This window comes from Chryseobacterium phocaeense, from assembly GCF_900169075.1.
Classification (GTDB): Bacteria; Bacteroidota; Bacteroidia; order Flavobacteriales; family Weeksellaceae; genus Chryseobacterium; species Chryseobacterium phocaeense.
Window position 1 is genome coordinate 2,724,020 of sequence record NZ_LT827015.1, and the last position, 19,267, is coordinate 2,743,286.

General features: G+C 39.4%; 21 protein-coding genes. 3 read left to right on the forward strand and 18 right to left on the reverse strand.

The features are described from left to right. Positions 1-7: 7 nt before the first annotated feature. Together B7E04_RS19080 and B7E04_RS22505 are read right to left on the reverse strand one after the other, a co-directional pair. Positions 8-916 carry a 1-aminocyclopropane-1-carboxylate deaminase/D-cysteine desulfhydrase gene (locus B7E04_RS19080; RefSeq protein WP_080780132.1) on the reverse strand — a complete coding sequence of 303 codons (909 nt, stop codon included), beginning with the start codon at positions 914-916 and terminating at the stop codon, positions 8-10. 171 nt (positions 917-1,087) lie between these two features. Beyond that, positions 1,088-1,414, reverse strand: a complete 327-nt coding sequence (locus B7E04_RS22505; RefSeq protein WP_080780133.1) for a hypothetical protein — start codon at positions 1,412-1,414, stop codon at positions 1,088-1,090. A 40-nt stretch (positions 1,415-1,454) separates the two neighbouring features. Here B7E04_RS22505 and B7E04_RS19090 point away from each other — a divergent pair, with 40 nt between their 5' ends. The 3 genes from B7E04_RS19090 to B7E04_RS19100 all read left to right on the forward strand — a co-directional run bounded on the left by B7E04_RS19090 (position 1,455) and on the right by B7E04_RS19100 (position 4,019). Continuing rightward, entirely contained in the window at positions 1,455-1,637 is a 183-nt protein-coding gene (locus B7E04_RS19090; protein ID WP_007842321.1) for a DUF5522 domain-containing protein, read from the forward strand. A 1-nt stretch (position 1,638) separates the two neighbouring features. Next, positions 1,639-2,166, forward strand: a complete 528-nt coding sequence (locus B7E04_RS19095) for a DUF4136 domain-containing protein (RefSeq protein ID WP_080780134.1) — start codon at positions 1,639-1,641, stop codon at positions 2,164-2,166. Between the two features lie 311 nt (positions 2,167-2,477). Then, positions 2,478-4,019: an endonuclease gene (locus B7E04_RS19100; RefSeq protein WP_139785446.1), complete on the forward strand. Its 1,542-nt coding sequence runs from the start codon at positions 2,478-2,480 to the stop codon at positions 4,017-4,019. 413 nt (positions 4,020-4,432) lie between these two features. Here the strand turns inward: B7E04_RS19100 and B7E04_RS19105 are convergent, their stop codons facing one another. The 16 genes from B7E04_RS19105 to tssD form a co-directional block, all read right to left on the reverse strand. Next, entirely contained in the window at positions 4,433-4,816 is a 384-nt protein-coding gene (locus B7E04_RS19105; protein WP_080780136.1) for a hypothetical protein, read from the reverse strand. Continuing rightward, positions 4,800-5,273: a LemA family protein gene (locus B7E04_RS19110; protein ID WP_228439992.1), complete on the reverse strand. Its 474-nt coding sequence runs from the start codon at positions 5,271-5,273 to the stop codon at positions 4,800-4,802. Before B7E04_RS19110 ends, B7E04_RS19105 begins: the two co-directional genes overlap by 17 nt. Before the next feature lie 86 nt (positions 5,274-5,359). After that, the gene (locus B7E04_RS19115) at positions 5,360-6,142 is read right to left on the reverse strand and encodes a hypothetical protein (protein ID WP_080780138.1); all 783 of its coding nucleotides are present in this window, start codon (positions 6,140-6,142) and stop codon (positions 5,360-5,362) included. 69 nt (positions 6,143-6,211) lie between these two features. Next, positions 6,212-6,868, reverse strand: coding sequence for a hypothetical protein (locus B7E04_RS19120; protein ID WP_080780139.1), 657 nt, complete (start codon positions 6,866-6,868; stop codon positions 6,212-6,214). A gap of 23 nt (positions 6,869-6,891) precedes the next feature. Beyond that, positions 6,892-7,662 carry a hypothetical protein gene (locus tag B7E04_RS19125; RefSeq protein ID WP_080780140.1) on the reverse strand — a complete coding sequence of 257 codons (771 nt, stop codon included), beginning with the start codon at positions 7,660-7,662 and terminating at the stop codon, positions 6,892-6,894. 2 nt (positions 7,663-7,664) lie between these two features. Further along, complete coding sequence (locus tag B7E04_RS19130) at positions 7,665-8,252, reverse strand: hypothetical protein (RefSeq protein WP_139785447.1); 588 nt, start codon at positions 8,250-8,252, stop codon at positions 7,665-7,667. Positions 8,253-8,262: 10 nt separating this feature from the next. Next, positions 8,263-11,052: an OmpA family protein gene (locus B7E04_RS19135; RefSeq protein WP_080780142.1), complete on the reverse strand. Its 2,790-nt coding sequence runs from the start codon at positions 11,050-11,052 to the stop codon at positions 8,263-8,265. An 11-nt stretch (positions 11,053-11,063) separates the two neighbouring features. Beyond that, positions 11,064-11,552: a DUF4280 domain-containing protein gene (locus B7E04_RS19140; protein ID WP_080780143.1), complete on the reverse strand. Its 489-nt coding sequence runs from the start codon at positions 11,550-11,552 to the stop codon at positions 11,064-11,066. 2 nt (positions 11,553-11,554) lie between these two features. Further along, positions 11,555-12,592 (reverse strand): hypothetical protein, encoded by a 1,038-nt coding sequence (locus B7E04_RS19145; RefSeq protein WP_080780144.1) that lies wholly within the window; start codon positions 12,590-12,592, stop codon positions 11,555-11,557. 19 nt (positions 12,593-12,611) lie between these two features. Continuing rightward, a complete protein-coding gene (locus B7E04_RS19150) occupies positions 12,612-13,652 on the reverse strand; it encodes a hypothetical protein (RefSeq protein ID WP_080780145.1) in 1,041 nt (346 codons plus the stop codon). Between the two features lie 35 nt (positions 13,653-13,687). After that, the gene (locus tag B7E04_RS19155) at positions 13,688-13,987 is read right to left on the reverse strand and encodes a hypothetical protein (protein WP_080780146.1); all 300 of its coding nucleotides are present in this window, start codon (positions 13,985-13,987) and stop codon (positions 13,688-13,690) included. A 9-nt stretch (positions 13,988-13,996) separates the two neighbouring features. Further along, complete coding sequence (locus B7E04_RS19160; protein WP_080780147.1) at positions 13,997-15,412, reverse strand: T6SS phospholipase effector Tle1-like catalytic domain-containing protein; 1,416 nt, start codon at positions 15,410-15,412, stop codon at positions 13,997-13,999. Positions 15,413-15,474: 62 nt separating this feature from the next. After that, positions 15,475-16,449 (reverse strand): DUF2931 family protein, encoded by a 975-nt coding sequence (locus tag B7E04_RS19165; RefSeq protein ID WP_262484664.1) that lies wholly within the window; start codon positions 16,447-16,449, stop codon positions 15,475-15,477. A 64-nt stretch (positions 16,450-16,513) separates the two neighbouring features. After that, positions 16,514-16,684, reverse strand: coding sequence for a hypothetical protein (locus tag B7E04_RS22255; RefSeq protein WP_157884394.1), 171 nt, complete (start codon positions 16,682-16,684; stop codon positions 16,514-16,516). 1 nt (position 16,685) lies between these two features. After that, positions 16,686-18,617, reverse strand: coding sequence for a type VI secretion system Vgr family protein (locus B7E04_RS19170; protein WP_080780149.1), 1,932 nt, complete (start codon positions 18,615-18,617; stop codon positions 16,686-16,688). A 165-nt stretch (positions 18,618-18,782) separates the two neighbouring features. Next, entirely contained in the window at positions 18,783-19,187 is a 405-nt protein-coding gene (tssD, locus tag B7E04_RS19175) for a type VI secretion system tube protein TssD (protein ID WP_080780150.1), read from the reverse strand. Positions 19,188-19,267 lie beyond the last annotated feature (80 nt).

Consider the following 19,267-nt stretch of genomic DNA (forward strand, 5'->3'; position numbering starts at 1 on the left):
TTTTTACTTATATAATTAAATTTCTATTCTGTTTTTCCAAAAGCAGATTGGCTCCCTCAATACCCTGCAGTCCTCCGGTATGAAAGCACAAAACCCTGCTGTTCTCAGGAAAATATCCCTCATCAATAAGTTCGAAAACTTTCTGCATCATCTTCCCTGTATATACCGGTTCCAGAAGAATCCCGTATTTTTCTTTAAAATCGTTGATAAAACAGATGGTTTCATCTTTTATTTTACCATAACCTCCAAAACATGAATCTATTAGATTAAAGTTTTGTTTCAAAGTTAATTCAAAAATTTTATTCCCTAGTGAAGCATCGTCAACCACCTTAAATCCTATAACTTTCTGATTTTCTTCACAAAATTTTGCAATTCCGGCAACGGTCCCGCCGGTTCCGACTGCGGTGCAAAGATAATCAAAATCTTTTGTTTGGTCATTCAGCATCATTTTAATGCCTGCAACAGCTTCTTCGTTGGTACCTCCTTCAGGAATGATCAGTGCTTCAGGGAATTCGTTCTGCAGAAATTCAGTGAGCATTTCTTTGTGCCTGTACTCTTCCCGGGTGACAAATTTCAGGTTCATCCCGTTTCTTTTCGCAAAAAGTAAGGTAGGGTTATCCCGCCATTTCGTTGCCAGCTCCTCGCCTCTTATGATACCCAGCGTAGGAATTCCTGACAGGTATCCAACCGCCGAAACGGCAGCAATATGATTAGAGAATGCTCCGCCGAAAGTAATGAGATAAGGGTTTTCCGGATTTTTTTCCAGATAGTTATTGATATTGTAGAAAAGCTTCCAGTATTTGTTTCCTGAAATTTGGGGATGAATTAGGTCTTCCCTTTTAATAAAGAGTCTGATGTTATTATGAACAGGAATTTCCTGAACGGGGATTGGATTTGCCGGGAGCTTTAACAGCATTATTGACGTTTAAACTGTGATATGCAAAATTAGTAAAAGATTTATGTTGGGAGTGCAATTCCGGGAGACATTTGTTGCAGGCGGGCTAAAGCCCACCTCTATTGAATTTTAGATAATTCATTTAATCATTTAATCATTTAATCATTTAATCATTTAATCTTTTAATCTTTTTCACAAATATTTCCGGAAGCTCCAGAATTTTCTCTTCCCCAGATAATTTAAATCACCCTCCCTCGCGTATGCTTCTCTTTCAAAGGAGATCCTTCTGTACGCCAGATGACTGTTTTTAAGTTTGAAAAACCAGTAGTAATATTCGATGACATAAAAGATATAAAAGAAAACAACAAGCATTTCAAGCTGCTGTCTTAAATGGATTTTTTCGTGATTGATAAGTACTTTATTTTCCCTATCTTCGGGTTTCCTAATGAAGATAAAGGGAAAGAGAGCAATGCCGTTAATTTTTAATTTTTTTAATGGCTTTTGGCATATAATTATCATACTAACAAATATAAAGTTTTTTGACTTAGAGATTTAACTTATGGCCCATTATGACATCAAAGAAGGTGAAGACTTCTACTATAATGAACAGGGGTACAAGGTTTTTACGGAAAAATTCCATCTGAAAAGGGGATATTGCTGTAAAAGCGGCTGCAGACACTGTCCTTACGGGTACGATAAAAAGACGGATACATTCATTAAAAACGATAAAAAAAATAAATAAAATGAAAAAATATATTTTTATTTTGTTAGCATCGGCTGCATTAGGCCTTACATCGTGCAGTCCATTCCAGGTACGTTCAGATTATGCTGAATCGGCTAATTTCACCACCTACAAAACGTATAAAATCCGAATTGACGATCTTAAACTGAATGATATTGATAAAGACAGGGTTTTAAACGAGTTGTCGAGACAACTTCAGAGCAAAGGACTCCAGTCCGGCGAAAATCCAGATCTGATCGTTAATGTAAAAGCCAATCATAAAAAAATAACGGATATTACCAACAGCTCTCCTTACGGAATGTGGGGATGGGGCGGTCCCTTCGGATGGGGTGTCGGAATGAACAGAACGTGGACCAGCAATTATAATGAAGGAGCACTGATTGTGGATCTTATAGATTCCAGAACGAACAAGCTGGTTTGGCAGGGAATCGGAAGCGGAATTTCTGTGGATTCTCCAAGGTCCAAACAAAGACAGATTCCTGAAATTATGGCGGAGATCATGAAAAATTATCCTCCTCAGCGAAAATAATTGTATTTAAATCAATTATCTATATATATCCGGTACGGTTTTTCTGTTCCGGATTTTTTATGCAAAAGGGTTACGTTTTTTTGAAACATTAAGTTTATAATTAAGGGATAAGAATAGTTAAGGAAAAATCGAAGATTTTTAAAGCGTCCTGCTTAAGATGGAGCTCAACTTAATATCCTTAAAAGCTTAAAAATAGCTAATTGTTCACAATTCTATTTTTAATAAAGCTTCAATGCTGTCCATTTCAAAATTAACAGTAATGTAATTTTTTATTCGTTAAAATATAGTATTCTTACATAAATTTTATGAGTATGAAAAAAATTATCTTATGTACTGTGATAGCGGGGCTTGCAAATGCCCAGGCTCCTGCAGGGTATTACAATTCAGCGAACGGATTAACCGGTGCCGCACTGAAAACAGCATTAAGCTCTATTATCACCAGCGGACATCAGGACAAAGGCTACAGCGGGCTTTGGACAGGTTATAAAACAACCGACATCGATAAGCACTACGAAAATGACGGCTCTATCATGGATATTTATTCTGAAAAACCAACGGGAACCGATCCTTACAAATATACTCCGGGTACCAACCAGTGCGGTACTTATTCTGTAGAAGGCAATTGCTACAACAGAGAACACATTGTTCCGCAAAGTTTATTCAGTGAGGCTTCTCCTATGGTTTCGGATATTCATTTTATCAGGGCTACAGACGGAAAAGTGAACGGAATGAGAAGCAATTATCCATTCGGGAAAGTGGGATCGGCAACATTTACTTCCAAAAACGGTTCAAAACTGGGAAGCTCATCTTCTCCAGGATATGCAGGAACTGTTTTTGAGCCGATTGACGAATTTAAAGGGGATGTAGCAAGAATGATCTTTTATTTTGTAACCCGTTACCAAAGCAAACTGTCCGGTTTTTCTTCAGGAAATATGCTGGGGAATTCCGCGTTTCCGGGATTACAGACCTGGGAACTGAACGTTCTGATGGCATGGCACAATCAGGATCCTGTATCTGCTACGGAGATCAGCAGAAATAATGCTTCCTATACTTTTCAGGGGAACAGAAACCCATTCATCGACAATCCTAATTATGTAGCACAAATCTGGGGGACTGCCGGTCCTGGAAATCCTGATCCGGGAACTCCAACCAACCCTGGTACCAACTGTGTGAATGAAACCTTTGAAACAATTCCTTCTGCCAGTGCCTCATCTTACAGCACCAGAACATGGACCGGAAGCGGGATTTCATGGACTGCCACTGATGCAAGAACAGACCAGACCATCAATACGAAAGCCATCACGGTAAGAGACGGTGCTTTAACTTCAGGAAGCTCTGCAAATGGTATCGGATCACTGACGGTTACTACACAGCTTAAGTTTTCAGGAAGCAACGGAACTTTTGATGTAAAAGTGAACGGCACAACGGTAGGAACCGTTCCTTACGGAACTACAGCAGCTACAACAACCATTAATAATATCAATATTTCAGGAAACGTTACAGTAAGCTTGGTTAACAACTCATCCAGCAACAGAGTGGCTATCGACGATCTTAAATGGACTTGCTATTCATCAGCTGCAGGGAAACAGGCACAAAAGGCATCTGTATCCCTTGATGAAAATGCCATTGAGGAGCTTCAGGTATATCCTAACCCGATTTCCGGACAGGAAATTTTTGTTAAAGGTGATACCAGCCACATTCAAAAAGCAGAAATTTTCAATCTTCAGGGTAAAACGCTCCAGACGATCAACAATCCTTTTAAAAATGGAAACTCTATTAAGATCAGAAATCTTGAGCAGGGAATTTATATTTTAAAACTGGATCAGTCAACTTTGAAGTTTATTGTGAAGTAACATATTTTCAGATAAAAAAGATAGCCGGTCCAAACTTTTTGGACCGGTTTTTTTGTGAAAGTTGATTAAACTATTTGCGGTTTAAAAATCATTAACCACAAAAGGGGCAAAAGTTTTTTAACACTTTAGTATTTGAAGTTGAATAATGAAGTGCATCAGAAGTTCACATAAGTTTTTAAAAAATCAAAGATTTTTATCCATAATTCTAAATCTGCTCTATCTGTTTGATCTGCGTGAGATGAAGTTTGAACCATTAAGGGGAGTTAAGGTTTTAAGAATATTAAGGTGAGCTTCGCTTTAAGAGGTGAGGTGATAATCTGTTTCATTTTCTTAATTAATCTTAATCCCTTCAATATTCTTAATATTTCGAATTAAAAATCCGCATAATCAGCCATATCTTTTAAACAGCAATTTTATCTCCGGGAATTATCTTTTTCCTGAATGATTTTTGACCAGTCGGAGAACATTTTGGTGATGGTGTTCGCATTGATGAGGCTGAAGAAGAACATGCCTGCCAGGATGGCCAACCAGCAGTAGGCTAATTTAATTCCGTTCCGGTCGGTTATAAAGAAAAGAATAAGTATGGTAACAGACCCTAATAACAATGTAAACATCAGGGTATACAGCAAAACATGGATCACATACATACTAAGTTTAAGTTTTCTGAATATCCAACCGATCACTGTTATTGGAATCAGCAGCAGTAATGGAACCAACAGCGCTCCAAATATAGCAGCCTCCGGATGGGTAATGAGATCCTGCTCAAATCCAAAAAATGTATTAAAACTGAACGCCATGGTATTGCTTTTCAGGATCAGGAACTTCGAGTAAGGATTTTTCTCTGTAACCGAACATTTTTGCAAAAATTACATTGGGAAATTCGTGGATCCCGATATTGTAAAGGTTTACGCTGTCGTTAAAAAATTCTCTGCGGTCTGCTATTTTATTTTCAAGTCCGGAAATCCGGCTCTGTAATTCAAGGAAATTAGTGTTGGATTTAAGCTCGGGATAGTTTTCAGAAACCGCAAAAAATGAGGACAAAGCTTTAGAGGTTTCATTAGCCAGTGCGGTCTTTTTTTCAGAATCTGAAGCGTTAGTGTAGGAAGCCCTCAGCTCAGTAAGACGGGTAAGAATTTCTTTTTCATAGTTCATGAAATGTTTGGCAACACTGACGAGATTGGGAATTTCATCCGCTCTCTGCTTCAGAACCACATCAATATTTCCGTACGCTTTTTCAACATTAAATTTAAGCATGACCAATTTGTTATATAAATTGATCAGAAAGCTGATTATGGCAACTCCCAGTAATCCGAGTAATATGATGGCGACCGTCCGGTTCATTATTGTACAAGTATATAAATAATTATTAAAAGAATAATGGAACAGATGAATAGGAATGACCTCAGCAGCGGCTGATACTTGTTCCAAACGGTGATTCCAGATGCGGAAGTGATTCCCAGGATTTTATAATGTTCATCTCTCCGAATAAACGGAACGCCGTCATTAACGTCTGCATAACCCACCAAAAGCATTTTCTGGCCATCTTTCAATAGAGTTTCCGTATATCTTTTACGGTTGTTACTGCTCACATTGGTTTCTCCCAGCAGAATAAATTCAATTTTATCCGGCTGTACTTCTATGGTTCCCGTCTCGTCCTTCATCTGGAAAACATTGCATTGGGTTTCCCGGTGAACGGTGGTATAAGACGGCCTGCCATCAGAATCTTCAGTGATATCTTCTATGGTATAATAATATCCTATGCATGTTTCATGATTCACGGGAGAAAGCATCGGGTTTTTCATGACAAGGGTTCCTTCCACTTCCACCAAGCCTTTGGCTAATGAATGAATTTTTGAGGTGGGAAGCGAGGCCTGCAGCCTTAGAAAACGTCTGGAAGCAGTAGGCCGCACTATGCTGAAAAAGATAAAAATAATAATCAGTACCGGTACAAGCATCAATGCGCGGCCCGCGTAATCATCATAATTTTTATAGATGTGATCCAGATAGGCATGGAGAGGCATTTTTTCTTTTAAAATCCGCCAGAGAATAAAATAAAGAAAACAGAACACAACAATTCCTATGATTGCATATTCTGTTTTCGTCAGTTTTCTTTTATTCTCCATTAATTTTTGAATGAGGTGTATTTTGATTCAAAAATAGTTTTTATTTTATTGGGAGAGGCTATTTTTATGTTATTTCATATAATTATACCACGGAGACCCCTGCGGGGCTGGATATTTCAATCCAAAAACGGCATTATCTTTATACGCTTCTTTGGTAACGGTTACATATTTGTTTCTGATTCTGCCATCATCTTCAATGGCAATACTCAGAATGGAATAGCTTTTTCCATTATCCCAGAAAAAGGAGGTAGGATATGTAAATGAGTTTTTTTCACCCTGATTCCATGAAACCTTATCCGGTGCCACTTTTTTAAGTTTTTCAAAGATTGGTTTTATCAGCCTGGCATCTACAATAGCTTTATCCGTTACCGTAGCGGTGGGTTTTCCATGTTTTCCGACTATCTTCTCAACAAATTCTAAAGAATATTTTTCAGAGGCATTGGTGTCTATGGCTCCTACTTTCCCATTATAGACTGTGATTCTTGTCCCCATCGTATTATCCAAAGGAATATTTCCATATGTCAAACCCTTATTTTCATCTGCATAATACTGCATTACATCCGGCTTTGATTCATTATGATCTTTCAGAAATAAATCTTTGTTTTCAAAATCATACTTTTTTGCATCTTCTCCTACTAAAACTGAAGAAAGATCAAATGATTTATTTCCACAGCAGATATTGATGAGTACAATGAATATTAAAATTAAAAATTTCTTATTTTTCATAATTATATCCTACTGCATATCAGCTAGATGATTTCAAACTCATCCTTTCCTTCAGGAATATAAAATGTGAGGGGTAAGACCAGCTCTTCATCTGTTTCAGGATTTTCCAACCGTAATGCAGACATCATATCCGTAGATTTTAAGGCAGCCAATTTTCCGTACGCTGAATATTCGATGTAAATATCGTCAAGAAGGGGCTGCGGTCTGTATCCGCTCTTCATATCGGAAATAACTCCGCCCATTCTGCTTTCTGCCTGGTTTTTACTCAAATACATGGCTAAAGCATTATTCCCTTCTCTTTTCTGATACTGTGAGATAAATGAATCATAATTTCCACTATTGATCTGTCTGATGATTTCATTATATTTCCTGATCAGCCTTTCTTTAACATCGAATTTTGCATCTTTCAGATTGATTCCATTCTGCCAAGCATCAAGCTTATAGGGAACATCTGCGTTGAAAGTACTGGTATGACCGATAAAAGGAATGGTTTTGTCCGGTTTTTGGGTAAAATATTCATCGAACTGCTTCAAAAAAACATAATCTCCGGAGGACACATCGTACACATTTACTCTATATCTCATATAGGAATCGTCATGCATCTCTGTTTGCCCTTCCATCGGCAGTCCCTTCACTTCTATGGTTTGCTTGCCACTTTCTAGAATGAGGTGATTCACTGGAAAGTCTGATCTGGTTTGTCCGTCAATACTCAATGAAATTAATTCCACATCATTTATTTTGATCTGGAAAGAGCACATGACGGCGCTAAAATCTATTTCGTAATAAGGTTTCATTGTTATTTTTTTGGATAGGCAAGGGTAAAACTGTCAAGAATAGAGAACACGCTTGCATCTGAAGCATTCTCTACGCGGGTTCCTTTCTTTACAACCACCAGCTTGGTGTTGGTATATTTTGCATTATCCTCTGTTAGTTCCTGGGTTTGGGTTAAAAAAATCCATTTATTTTTTGCAGCTGCGTCCCAGAAATAAGCCAATCCGGTTTTGTCAGTTGATCGTTTTTCCGGATTACCGTAGGTTTTAGTCAGATAATCAATTACTTTTTTTCCTTCGTCTTCTTTGGTAAGATTAAGGATAAATCCCAGATACTTATTATCCTGGTAAGAGTTTACGAATATCGAAAGATTATTGTTTGAGTACTCATATCCTTTGGGAACCGAGTAGGCAGAAAAAGAAGCCGTTCCCAGTTTATAATTCTGGATTTCCGCCTGCTTATATGATAATAATGCATAATTGGCTTCTGTTTCCTTCTCTCCTTTTGATATATTTCCAGGTACTTTTTCGTCAAATTTAAGAGTTTCAAGATCAGTTTGTCCATTACAGGATACAATAGCTAAAAAACTAAATAATAAGATAAGATTTTTCATTGTAAGCATATTAATCATTTTTAATGAGCGGAATATTTGCACTTATTCCAAAGTAAGATTCTAATTCTTTTATAACATCAAACGGAGGGATCACATTTTTGAAATCTCCTTTTGCAATTTCATATTTTCCGTTTCTGCTTTCCTGTACTTTATGCTTGTTTTTTGCAATTTTAATCGCAAGACCTACGCTGATGGTCACTACATACTGGGCATCAAGTCCGTCAAATCCAAGAGCAGGACGGTAATACAGACCTTTATCATCATAATTGATGCCATGTCCGAATGTAATGGAAGCGCTTCCTGACGCCGAAGCCTCAAAGTAGGCCTCTGCTTTGATAACGGCCAATGAAACCTCTCCCATAATTTTCACCCCTACTTTTAATTCTATTTTAAGTTTGGTTTTCGTATTTATTTTAAATTCGGAATCTTTCAGTTTTCCGACTGTATTAAAATTAAAACTTGACTCTACATCAATTGTACTTGAAATAATAAGGTCCATAAAGATATCCACAGAAGCTTTAAAACCTGCATTGTCATTTCCTACATCAATTCCGGATTTCAGTTTCCCCTGAATTTCCTGATAGAGTCTTGTAACTCCCGGTGCCGCCGTACCTCCGCTTACTGCACCGGCAATACCGAATACCAATGCCCCAAGCAAATCCACTGTCATTTCAAGACCAATCAGCGGGCTGGCTTTTAATTCTATAGTACCATCTGTGCCGACAATCATATTATTGTCTTTGGGATGCTTCAAAAGCCAGTTTCCTGAAAGTTCAAGGTTGGGTGGCTTTACAGCGAAACTTACCGGAATTCCTTTGGGTGAAATGGAACGTACTTTCCCTTTGGCCTGTTTTGTAATTCCATCCGACATGGCTCCTATGGAAGCGAAGGTGTCATATATTTTTTTGAATTTTGTTTCGTATTCGTATTTAAATTCTTTTTCCTGTTTGTCGTTATTCCATTTTGCTTTTAAGCTGAAACCCAGTGATGCATCTTTCTGCTTCCATCTTTTCTCTGCGCCCATTTTACCGGCTCTTTTCTGCAGTTCTTTATGCTCATGCGGATCCATGTTCATCCATGTCACACTGAGGTCATTCGTTAAGTTCAGAAAAAAGCTCAACGTCCACTTGATGTCAGGGTATGCTTTGATCAGTACGGTTGTCCGTTTTTCATTGCTGTAATACCTGCAGCTATGTACGTGAAGGTGGAATTGGTTGGGCGTTGTATTTCCCGGAAAGATATATCTTATGGGCAGAGCATTAAACTGAGAGAGATCAGAATACACCTCATAATTGAAAGATGGTGTGGTGAACGTCTTTTTAGAATCACCCGCATCTATCTCCTGCCCCACATCTACCACATAAATTTCTTTTTTATGTTTATGCTTGCTGTCCCTGAAACAAATTTTAGTATCAAAGCCTGCAATATCTATGGTAAGATTTTTTTTGGTGGAAACACTTGGTGCCACTACCTCATATATGATGGTTTGGGCATCGTGGGCATTAAACACAAAAGATATATCTACTCTTCTGTTATTTTCATAGTCTTTTTCATCTTTATACTTGATGTTATCCCGTCCCATCTTATCATCCGTAGGATCTACCTCTCCTTTTCCGGTAGAAATTATCCTGCGGGGATCCAGCCCACCGTCTGCAAAGAATTTTTTTACAATGTCAGATCTTTTCTGGGACAACCCTTTATTATAGTTTTGCTTTCCTATAACACAGGCATAACCACTTAAATTGATAGTAGAGTCCTTATGCTCAAGAAGGAATTTAAGAACATTGTTCAATATAGCTTCTCCGTCTTTATCAATGACCGTGGAATCGAATTTATAGAAAATCGTTCTTTGTATGTGCTCCTGCCCTGTTTTAAGCTGTTTTGCTCCTTTCCCATTATTAAAAGCCACGACTGTTGTATTGTCCGCTTTGCCATCCTTCATTTCGGTTTCAGTAATTTTGATGACTTCAAACTTACATGGCTCATACCTGACAGCGCTCACATCCGGTTTATAAACCTTGGTAGGTGTCTGATTTTTGCTGACATTGGCATTGGTAGTGACCACTTTGTTTTTTACGTTCAGATAGATGGCGTGAAGATCATCACCCAGATTATCCTTAATGTACTTTTTGGAAGTGGAATCTTTTACCTTAATATAAAATTCCTCCACCTTCTGGATGTTCTCTACGTGAGCCATCCATGAGTAGGTGTTTTCTATTTTTAAATTGACTTCCCCGTCTATTACCTGTACATTGTTGTAGGTATGGATCAGCTTATCTCCTTTTGCGGTCTGCTGGTTCCAGATCTCAACACTTACCGTATTTCCGTTGAGGCCTTCCGTTGTAAGATTCAGATAGACAATATGGCCGTAGGAAATATAGTTGGTTTGATTCTGGTTTTTAATGCTGGTTTTGCTTCCTCTCTGCGTGGTCCATTTACTGGTCACAATTTTGGGTTCGCACCAGCCTTTTACGTATAAACCTACGTTGTTTTTGGTATCCCTTTTACCGGAAAAACTGGCCTCGATATAGAACTGGTAGCTGCCGCAGTACTGCTTATCAATCCTGAATTTATAGCCTGTAGTAGACGGAACCTGATAAATAATGATTTTACGGTCATTGGTTTGCCTCATCCAGATCACCGGCTTCTTTTTGTCCTCGGCTGTGGTATCCGGCAGCCATTCACTCACCTGGAAAGTCACATCCTGATTTGGCACAATAGTCACTCTCTGACCTGCAACAGACATTTTCGGATAATAATTACCTTTTGTAACCCTTATTTTTTTTACACCTTTTGCCATTTCTTTATCGTTTAGTTTACACTGTCTTCCCCGCCATACCTGGGTTGCTCATTATACATTTCCTCGGAATCCACCAGCGGATTGATCTGCTGCTGCACGTCCTGATCGGCATTTTTAAAGTTCTGCGCACTGCCTTCCGTTCTCTGCCCGTGGTCTATGATTTCAATACACGGTGTTCCGGCGATGGCACAGACTGCCTTGCTGGTTTCCACGATGATGTATCCGCCGTTGTTGAGCTGCACTTTTTCATAGAAATCCTTCCATTCCGTTACCATGATCTTGCAGGGCGGCGGCGGGCTTCCCATTTTGGTGCAGTTTCCGAATGTATTTTTTTCAAATGTGGCGGCTCCTATTTCCTTCGTGGTAACGATCAGTTTTTTGGAGGCCTGTTTATCATTGGCGTATTCTTTCTCATGTGAGAGTACTTTAAGCTTGTCCGGAGCCTGCCCGAACTGGCATTTGCACGTAGCACCCTGTACTACAATATGTTTTTCTGCCATGGCTAAAATTCTTTATTTGAAATTACTAATCTGGTTAAATATTCATTCCCGAATTCCAGGCGGACAAAGGATGAATTCATTTTAAAAGTCACCACAGTCAATGCGCGGGAAGTATTTTCATCGGTATCCACCGTGGTCTGATAAAGCTGTGCATTGTACCGTGCAAACTTCTGTTTCGCTTCGGATGGTGGAGTATCATTGAATACGAGGTCATACGGTAATCCTGAAACCATATCGCTTCCGTAGTACTGAATGGCATAATATTCCTGCCCGTCATTCATGTGGGCATAGATCATATTAAAATCGTCAAAATCCCAGTTGGAATATTTCCCGTTTTTACAGTCTTTACATTCCGGCTGGGAAGGATCTGTCTTTAAAAGTTTTGTAAAGGTATCCGATGAGGCCGGCAGGGCAATAAACTGTTTTTTGCCGAATAAATTCTGAAGGGTTTTTGATGTTTTTTTCTGCTTTGGAGTTCCGTCTGCTGTGGCCACTGTAGGCGCATCGGAATAAGTAGTCTCTGCTTCAAATGATGCTGCATCCGCGACTTCCGCACCTGCTGCGGGTTCCGAAGGTTTATAGTTTAAAAGAAATTCTTTGATCTCCTGCTCTACTTTTCCTGTCGATTTGGTAAGTTTTGCATCCACCTCTTTTTTTGACCAGCTGTCCGGAATAACTTTTTCAAGGTATATGGTAACTTTAGTGCTTTTTGAGGACACTTTTTTCATATTGACCATCCAGATCGCCTGCTGAATAAACTGTTCAGATCTGGCACCGTTTTTCAATGCGAGATTCAGGTAAGGATTTTTAGAAGTTCCATTAAATTTCAGATTGTACAGATCAATGGTGGTTGAAAAATCTTTATCCGATGCAGCCGCAGCTTTAGGATCATCTTTTGTAAAATCGTTCTGAAAATAGAAAATGGAGTTTTGCAGGGTCTCAATATCTTTCGGAACATTGAACTCTGCTTTCTGCCCGAAGAACAGGCTAAAATTCAGTATAAAGATCCATATAAAGAGTTGATGTAATTTAATTTTCATGTTATTACGTTTTTTTTATTCAGTCTGCCAATGCAGCTACCACTACAGCTATTTTCTTTTTCTTCTCAAGCTGGATATCACATTCCAGATACATGGATTCCGGGAGCTGGGTTTCCCCGTTCAGATAGCAGGCTATTCTGAACTTTCCTTCCTGATTCATCACCGGGTTGTCTTCGATGATCATGGAAAAAGGAGCTTTATTCAAAAAATCATACACCGTTCTTTCATCGTTCAGCCTGCCTTCTGCTTCAATAGCAACCAGATCATACTCATCTTTGAGCGGATCAATCTCCAGGTTTAATTCATATCTCGGTTCCACAGGATTATTAAGGATAGGAAAGCCCGTTGACATCTCCGTTTGATATTCCTTTCCAAAACTCTGATACATCCCAAAAAACAGGGTCCTGATGAAATAATCATTTTTCAGATAAAGGTTGATCGCGTCGGGTTCAAAGATTACTTTTTCTATTTTTGAACAGTATTCATCCACTGTTTCCCCTTCAAATTCTTTATACACCTCTTCTTTTACGGCCGCCCATCTTTCTTTAAAAACCGAAATATTTTCTACCGCATTGAATTTTCCCTGCTCATCTACACTGATCTGCAGAGGATATAAAACTTTAGAGGTTTTATAAGCCAGGAGATCTGCTATTTCATTCACTTCTTCCTCATTCAGATAAAGATTTGAAGTTCTGTCTATTTCAAAAAAATGAAGCCTTTTCTCTGTTTTCAGCCAGCGTACCGATGTTTCATATTTCAGTTCATTTTTCACCTCATTATGTTCAATACTAATGGTTACTCCAAATCTTTTGAACCAATACTCCGGATGGAAACCCACAGCATTTGCTCTGTCGAATTTCACCAGCCTGCTTTTATCGGTCACCGCAGTTCTGGGAAGAAATATTTCCTTCTGACCCGTAAGCTCAATCAGGATCATATCTTTTACGCCGCAGTGGCTGTTATGAAACAGTTTCAAAGCTGCTGTATCCAGGTTGTACAGTGTTCCTATACTCCTTAAGCTCTCCCCTGCCTGAACGTTATGTATATTAAATTTCTGCATAAAAATAATCCGTCTTCCTTCTTCTTTTCTTTATTCTATTTGATGTTCTGTATATAAATAACCAGCAATACAATCGCTGACAGGATCAATATGAAATTCACTCCTCTGTTTTCCATGTTTCCTTTAAAAAAAGAAACGATAATTTCTATCAGCAGGAACAAGCACCATAAAGCAGTCCAGCACACATTTAAAACCAAATCCATAGGAATCGACATTCCGCTGTTTCCTCCTATTGACTGGACCTCACTAAACCATGAATCCCAATGGGCATAGACGTATATCAATAAGAAACCTGCCAATAAAACGGCTATTCTTATGGCCAGATGCTTTTTCATACATTCAGATTAATGGATCACCCTTACCCTGTCTGAGGTAGGATCCATCCCGATACCTTCTCTTCTGGCCGACCAGTGCAGGTATTTATTTCGGAGTATCCTGAGGTCATCCTGCTCTTTCATTTCTTTCTGGTAATCCGCATATCTCTGTTCGGGTATAGCTGCCCCGCCATACGTGGTTTGTAAATCCTTGTATCTTTTAAAGACATATTGCTTTCCATCCGCCATAGCATACGGTCTCAGGCGGTCCTTGACCCTTACGAGTAAAGGATCTGACGCAATGGAATAGGTTTCGTCCGAAAGCTTTTTGATTTTCAGGGGAACGGAATCTTTCACTCCATATTCAGCCATAAAATGCAAAGGAATATAGCTGAATGTCTTTTTTAAAAATTTACGCTCGCCCCTTAATGCCAGATAAAATCCCGGTGTAATGGTAAGCTCTTCTTCTGTGTACCAGGCATCATTGATCAGCTGCTGTCTCAGTGTTTTTAATTTTGCACTGGTGGTCCATGAGGTTTCCACCTCTTCCCAGACTTCGGGTCCGTCTTCATAAGCTCCACCGATATCGCAGTGTACGCCCGGAAATATTTTTTCTATGCCTACAGGCACGTTGGTAAGGTCAAAATTTTCCCTATGCTCATTTTCCGCTACAAAATGAATAACGGTCTTTGCCCTTCCGATATCGTCCAGCCCAAGTTCTGCCACGTCATTGTGGAAGTTAGGTTTTGCCGAAAAGTTTTTGGAATAAGATGAAACGGTATCATAAATGCCCAGGAATCTTATCTTCAGTACATCTACTTTAATTCCTGCTTCCTCCAGTTTTAAGCCCAGATGTCCCCATTTTGGAAGTTCTTCTCCCTGCACATTGCTTCCGTCACTGTCCGAATAGGTAGTAGCGCTCATACCCTGGTAAGAAACCGTGGTGGCTCTGGCTTTATATTTTGATTTTCCTATTTCGTGGGCAAAATTACGGGCGGCTGCAGCACCACGGCTGAAACCGAAAACATCAAAAGTGAGGACTGCTATTTTATCGGCTTTTTTTGAGCTTTTGATATTTTTTACCTTTTTCACGATTTCTTCACAGCCTTTTCTCACTTTCCCGCGGATTCCGGTATCTCCGGTTCCAAAGGCATACCCCAGCATAGAATCTTCTTCTTTGTCTTCCGTCCCGATCCCCTCTATATAAATAGCAAAATTTTTATCGTAATTATCCCACAAGCGTGCTACATTGCTCCAGTCATTATTATAACTGTTATTGTCGCCGGGCTTTCCGCCGTTTTTCTTATAATCAGCAGTTTTTTCCCTTCTTTCGGTGGTATTGTTCTTGTTGTTCAAAGTTCCGTCAAAAAACACCCCAAGAGTAATATCTAACACTTCCTCTTTGGATATTTCCGGTGTATAATCTCCAAATTTATTATTGTGCATGGTTGTTATTTTATTTTTTTATGACAGAGCGCGCATGGAAAAATCCTTATGGCGGCCACTTTTTATTCTATTTTACGGGAAAGCCTGATCTTTGCTTTTGTAACCGGCAGTTCCTCCTTTTCACTTTTTAATGATAGAGCAGCTCCTGTATTATCAGCATTGACTTTGATGACGAAATCTATATTCTTTTCCTGCCCAAGTTTCCTGAACAATTCAAAAATTTCTTTTTCATCAAAGGAATCTACCCAAACGGCATACCTGTTTTTATTCTGATCTCTCCAGTAAAAACCGCAGAATTTGGGAACAGCTCTTTTTTTATAGGTATCTGCTGTAAGACTTTCTCCGAAAAGATTTTCCTGCTCTCCGTTATAATTCGTCAGTCCGAAATCAATCCATTCACTTCCCTGGGGTAAGATTACAGAAGGTTTCCAGGTATATTTCTCCCTGTATACATCATAAATGCCAGCATCAGGATACCCTTCTTTTTCTATTTTGGCCCTGATTTCCGGTTTGAATGTTTCATAGGAAGGATCTTTCAGCATTCTGTCTGCAAATCCTTCTTTCAGCATATATTTAGCATTCTCGTAAGCCTTTTCCTGAGTAATGATGGTATCATGCGCCTGAAAAACACCCACTTCTTTCTGGTTTCCCGGACCATTGATCCATAAAACAACACGTCCTTTTGGAGCCAACCCAACAATAAAATTGGTATAGGTTGTTTTTTTACCATTATCCTGATCGGTAAATCCTTTTTCGAAGAGATTTTTTATATGTTCTTTATCTAAGTCCCACTTTCCGGTATAAAATTTATTTTCCACCAGTGAGTACCATGTAAATTCCAGTTTATTGGGAAGCTCCATCTGCCTTGTTTCTACGCTCATGGTTCCGCCTTCATTTCCCCAGCCGGTATTCTGTGTTCCCCAGATGGCATCAAAGCCGTACGTAAAATCATTTGCTGTAATGGCTCCCCTGTAGACTTCCATAGGATATTCCTGTGGTGCTGATACGGTTCCCAGCCAGCTGTATTTTTGTTCCATTTTTTTATTTTGACAATTGATTAATGAAAAGCTCCCTGCAATAAAAAGAATCAGAATTCTTAATTTATTTGTTTCCATGGGACATTATTTTCTTATTGCTTGCCAAAACAAGGTTGTTTTTCTGTGCTTCAACATTAATCTTCTGCGCAATTTTTTCAACCTTTTTGCTCACATTCAGATGATAAGAATCTGTCACTTTTATGTGTATATTCTTAGCTGTTTTGATGATGGCCATATCAGAAAAGTTTTGATTTTTCAGCACTGTTGAATTCTACAATCTTACCGCTTTGCATGGTCATATTTTCCAGCTCGCTGAACATGGATATTTCTCCGGCTATTTCATTGGACGTCTCAGACTGTCTTTTGAATTCCTTTTCCACCATTTCGGTTCTGGTATCCGAAGACTCCCGGATATCGCCGGTAGCCGTCTGGATAATATCTTTTCCGGCAGTAGAGATAATACTGTTATTGGCAGAACTGTTGATGCCTTCTCCCGCGCTGATTGAAATTTCTTTTCCTGCCGTGATATTGATATTATCTCCGGCATGCAGCGTGAAATTTTTCGGAGCTTTCATGCTTATATTTCCTGCTCCATCCATGAAATAAATGTTTCCGCTCGGATCCATGATTTTCACACTTCCCTGTTCATCATTCATCAGGATTCTGATTCCGCTTCTGGTCTGGATGGATTTCAGATGATTATTGACTCCGCCCCCCAGCGCTACTCCTCCATGGAACATTCCTCCCATTACGAAAGGTCTGTCCGGATGGCTGTGGACAAAATTCACCATCACCTGGTCTCCTACTTCCGGAATGGCTACGTAGCCCCTGTTTTGGGTAATCTGGTCCGTTCCGCCGGCATCAGGGCTCATCATTCGGATGAAATGTGTGGTATCGCTGGTCTGCCAGTCAAACTGCACCTGTATTCTGCCCTGCCCTTCGGGATCTGTATTGGATATTACGGTTGCGGTCTGAGGTTCAGCTTTAGGGATCTTAAATTCCGGTCTCGGAAGGAATCCGGTATCTGCTGCAATTCCCTCAAAACTTCCATTGTAATGTCCGATGGTATCGATCTCGTGCTCGGCTTCCGTGATCATTATTCTTGTGAAATAGGAGGTTTCATTGGAATCCGGTTTCCGCATCTGCACATCGGCGATACATCCCGGATGAAGAAACGGCACCGTTGTATTTCCTGAAATGGAAAAAACATTCACCGCCTCACTTCCGGAAGCGCTTTTCTGAGAATATTCCACGTCCAGATGCGTTGATGCTTTGATAGGAGCTACCTGCAGTGCAGGGGTTTTATAAATGCTGTTATTGTGATCGTAAGCGGTTTTTGCAATATCGCTCACATGCTGAATAGGTGTAGAGCCTGAAGTCAGCTTTTCGTGTTTATTACTGTTGTACCCGTAGAATTGCGGTTTGGTGTGTACCGCTTTCATTTCCACTTTGATATCATTCGCGCTGCTTCCGTAGGTAAGGATAATCGGTTTGTTCTGGGGTGGCAGTTTCCCGAAATGCAGGACTTCTCCGTCATAAAAAAACTGCTCACCATATGCTTCAGCCATTCTTGCCAGATAGTTGTAATGCGTTTCGTCATACTGGCTGCTGTAGATGATCTGGGAAAAATTATTGGCATCTACCCTGATGTCAAAACGGCTTTTATCAATCCCCTGTTTAATGACTTCTTCCGCAATGATCCCTACATTCACAGGCTGGCCTCCGCCAAAACTCTGAATATGAGGCGCTCCGTCCAGCAGAACAGTAGGGCTGGAACCTGTAAGGACAATGTTTCCAAGGCTCATCTTTTCCTGGCTGAATCCTACTCCTGTAATGATTCCTACAAAAGTTCTCTCGGGGCTGTTGTCTATATCTTTATATGAAATAACCGCTGTAAGGCGTTTTCCAAGAAATTTATTGGCATCTTCCAGGGTATGGGTCTGCCGGTCTCCCAGGGTATCATGCGCCAGAGTAAGGGTAAACTCATGATGCCTCCGGGTACTTTGTTTAAGTTTAAAATGCTTATAAAATTTGATAATTTTTCCCTCGATAACTAAGGAAAGCTTTACCAGACGGTTGATCCCGATATGATGATTCTCGGACACCCCGTCTGCATTCTGCGCCGGGCGAAAAGCCGCTCCATTTGATTTTTCAGGTATAGTTGACATATTTTATAAAGTGATTTGTGTTATGATTTTTATATTATTCATGCAAACGGGAGTTTTTTCAAAAAAACAAAAATTCTTTATTCAAAACTCAAAGTAAGCATGCACAACAGGTAAAAAAAGACCGTCTTGAGGGACAGTCTCTTTATATTAAGCACTTTTTACGGTCTAGCTCAACGGCCAGAATCCTTCATAAAGTGAGTTTCCGTAAGAAATACTTTCAGCACTTACTACAAAGCTGATCAGCATACTGTTCGTGTCTACTGCATCGAATTCCACTTCATGCTGGATTACATATCCGTTTTCCCATTTCAGGGCAATCAGTGTTCCTTCTTCATGTGATTTATTGAATGTAATTTCACCGCTTGTAGGCTTGTATTTACCATTCAATAAACTTTCCAGGATATCAGATTTTTCCGTTGCTTCAACTGTTACTTTGATCAAAGCATTTGACGGATCAGAAGCTACACGTCCTGAAACGTCCGTAGATCTTGATACGCTGTAGTTCAGTTTTAATAGTTTCTGCCCTTCACCTCCATTGAATTTTAAAATTCCTCTTGAATTTCCTGCCATATTCTTACATTTTAATCATTAAAGATTATACGATTTCATAAAGTTTGTCTAACAAAGATAAACTTCACACGCTAATTTTA

What these genes read in the sequence shown, in the direction of transcription:
- B7E04_RS19080 (WP_080780132.1), bottom strand. Translation starts at nt 916, where the DNA reads ATGCTGTTAAAGCTCCCGGCAAATCCAATCCCCGTTCAGGAAATTCCT.
- B7E04_RS22505 (WP_080780133.1), bottom strand. Translation starts at nt 1,414, where the DNA reads ATGATAATTATATGCCAAAAGCCATTAAAAAAATTAAAAATTAACGGC.
- B7E04_RS19090 (WP_007842321.1), top strand. Translation starts at nt 1,455, where the DNA reads ATGGCCCATTATGACATCAAAGAAGGTGAAGACTTCTACTATAATGAA.
- B7E04_RS19095 (WP_080780134.1), top strand. Translation starts at nt 1,639, where the DNA reads ATGAAAAAATATATTTTTATTTTGTTAGCATCGGCTGCATTAGGCCTT.
- B7E04_RS19100 (WP_139785446.1), top strand. Translation starts at nt 2,478, where the DNA reads ATGAAAAAAATTATCTTATGTACTGTGATAGCGGGGCTTGCAAATGCC.
- B7E04_RS19105 (WP_080780136.1), bottom strand. Translation starts at nt 4,816, where the DNA reads ATGGCGTTCAGTTTTAATACATTTTTTGGATTTGAGCAGGATCTCATT.
- B7E04_RS19110 (WP_228439992.1), bottom strand. Translation starts at nt 5,273, where the DNA reads ATGCTTAAATTTAATGTTGAAAAAGCGTACGGAAATATTGATGTGGTT.
- B7E04_RS19115 (WP_080780138.1), bottom strand. Translation starts at nt 6,142, where the DNA reads ATGGAGAATAAAAGAAAACTGACGAAAACAGAATATGCAATCATAGGA.
- B7E04_RS19120 (WP_080780139.1), bottom strand. Translation starts at nt 6,868, where the DNA reads ATGAAAAATAAGAAATTTTTAATTTTAATATTCATTGTACTCATCAAT.
- B7E04_RS19125 (WP_080780140.1), bottom strand. Translation starts at nt 7,662, where the DNA reads ATGAAACCTTATTACGAAATAGATTTTAGCGCCGTCATGTGCTCTTTC.
- B7E04_RS19130 (WP_139785447.1), bottom strand. Translation starts at nt 8,252, where the DNA reads ATGAAAAATCTTATCTTATTATTTAGTTTTTTAGCTATTGTATCCTGT.
- B7E04_RS19135 (WP_080780142.1), bottom strand. Translation starts at nt 11,052, where the DNA reads ATGGCAAAAGGTGTAAAAAAAATAAGGGTTACAAAAGGTAATTATTAT.
- B7E04_RS19140 (WP_080780143.1), bottom strand. Translation starts at nt 11,552, where the DNA reads ATGGCAGAAAAACATATTGTAGTACAGGGTGCTACGTGCAAATGCCAG.
- B7E04_RS19145 (WP_080780144.1), bottom strand. Translation starts at nt 12,592, where the DNA reads ATGAAAATTAAATTACATCAACTCTTTATATGGATCTTTATACTGAAT.
- B7E04_RS19150 (WP_080780145.1), bottom strand. Translation starts at nt 13,652, where the DNA reads ATGCAGAAATTTAATATACATAACGTTCAGGCAGGGGAGAGCTTAAGG.
- B7E04_RS19155 (WP_080780146.1), bottom strand. Translation starts at nt 13,987, where the DNA reads ATGAAAAAGCATCTGGCCATAAGAATAGCCGTTTTATTGGCAGGTTTC.
- B7E04_RS19160 (WP_080780147.1), bottom strand. Translation starts at nt 15,412, where the DNA reads ATGCACAATAATAAATTTGGAGATTATACACCGGAAATATCCAAAGAG.
- B7E04_RS19165 (WP_262484664.1), bottom strand. Translation starts at nt 16,449, where the DNA reads ATGGAACAAAAATACAGCTGGCTGGGAACCGTATCAGCACCACAGGAA.
- B7E04_RS22255 (WP_157884394.1), bottom strand. Translation starts at nt 16,684, where the DNA reads ATGGCCATCATCAAAACAGCTAAGAATATACACATAAAAGTGACAGAT.
- B7E04_RS19170 (WP_080780149.1), bottom strand. Translation starts at nt 18,617, where the DNA reads ATGTCAACTATACCTGAAAAATCAAATGGAGCGGCTTTTCGCCCGGCG.
- tssD (WP_080780150.1), bottom strand. Translation starts at nt 19,187, where the DNA reads ATGGCAGGAAATTCAAGAGGAATTTTAAAATTCAATGGAGGTGAAGGG.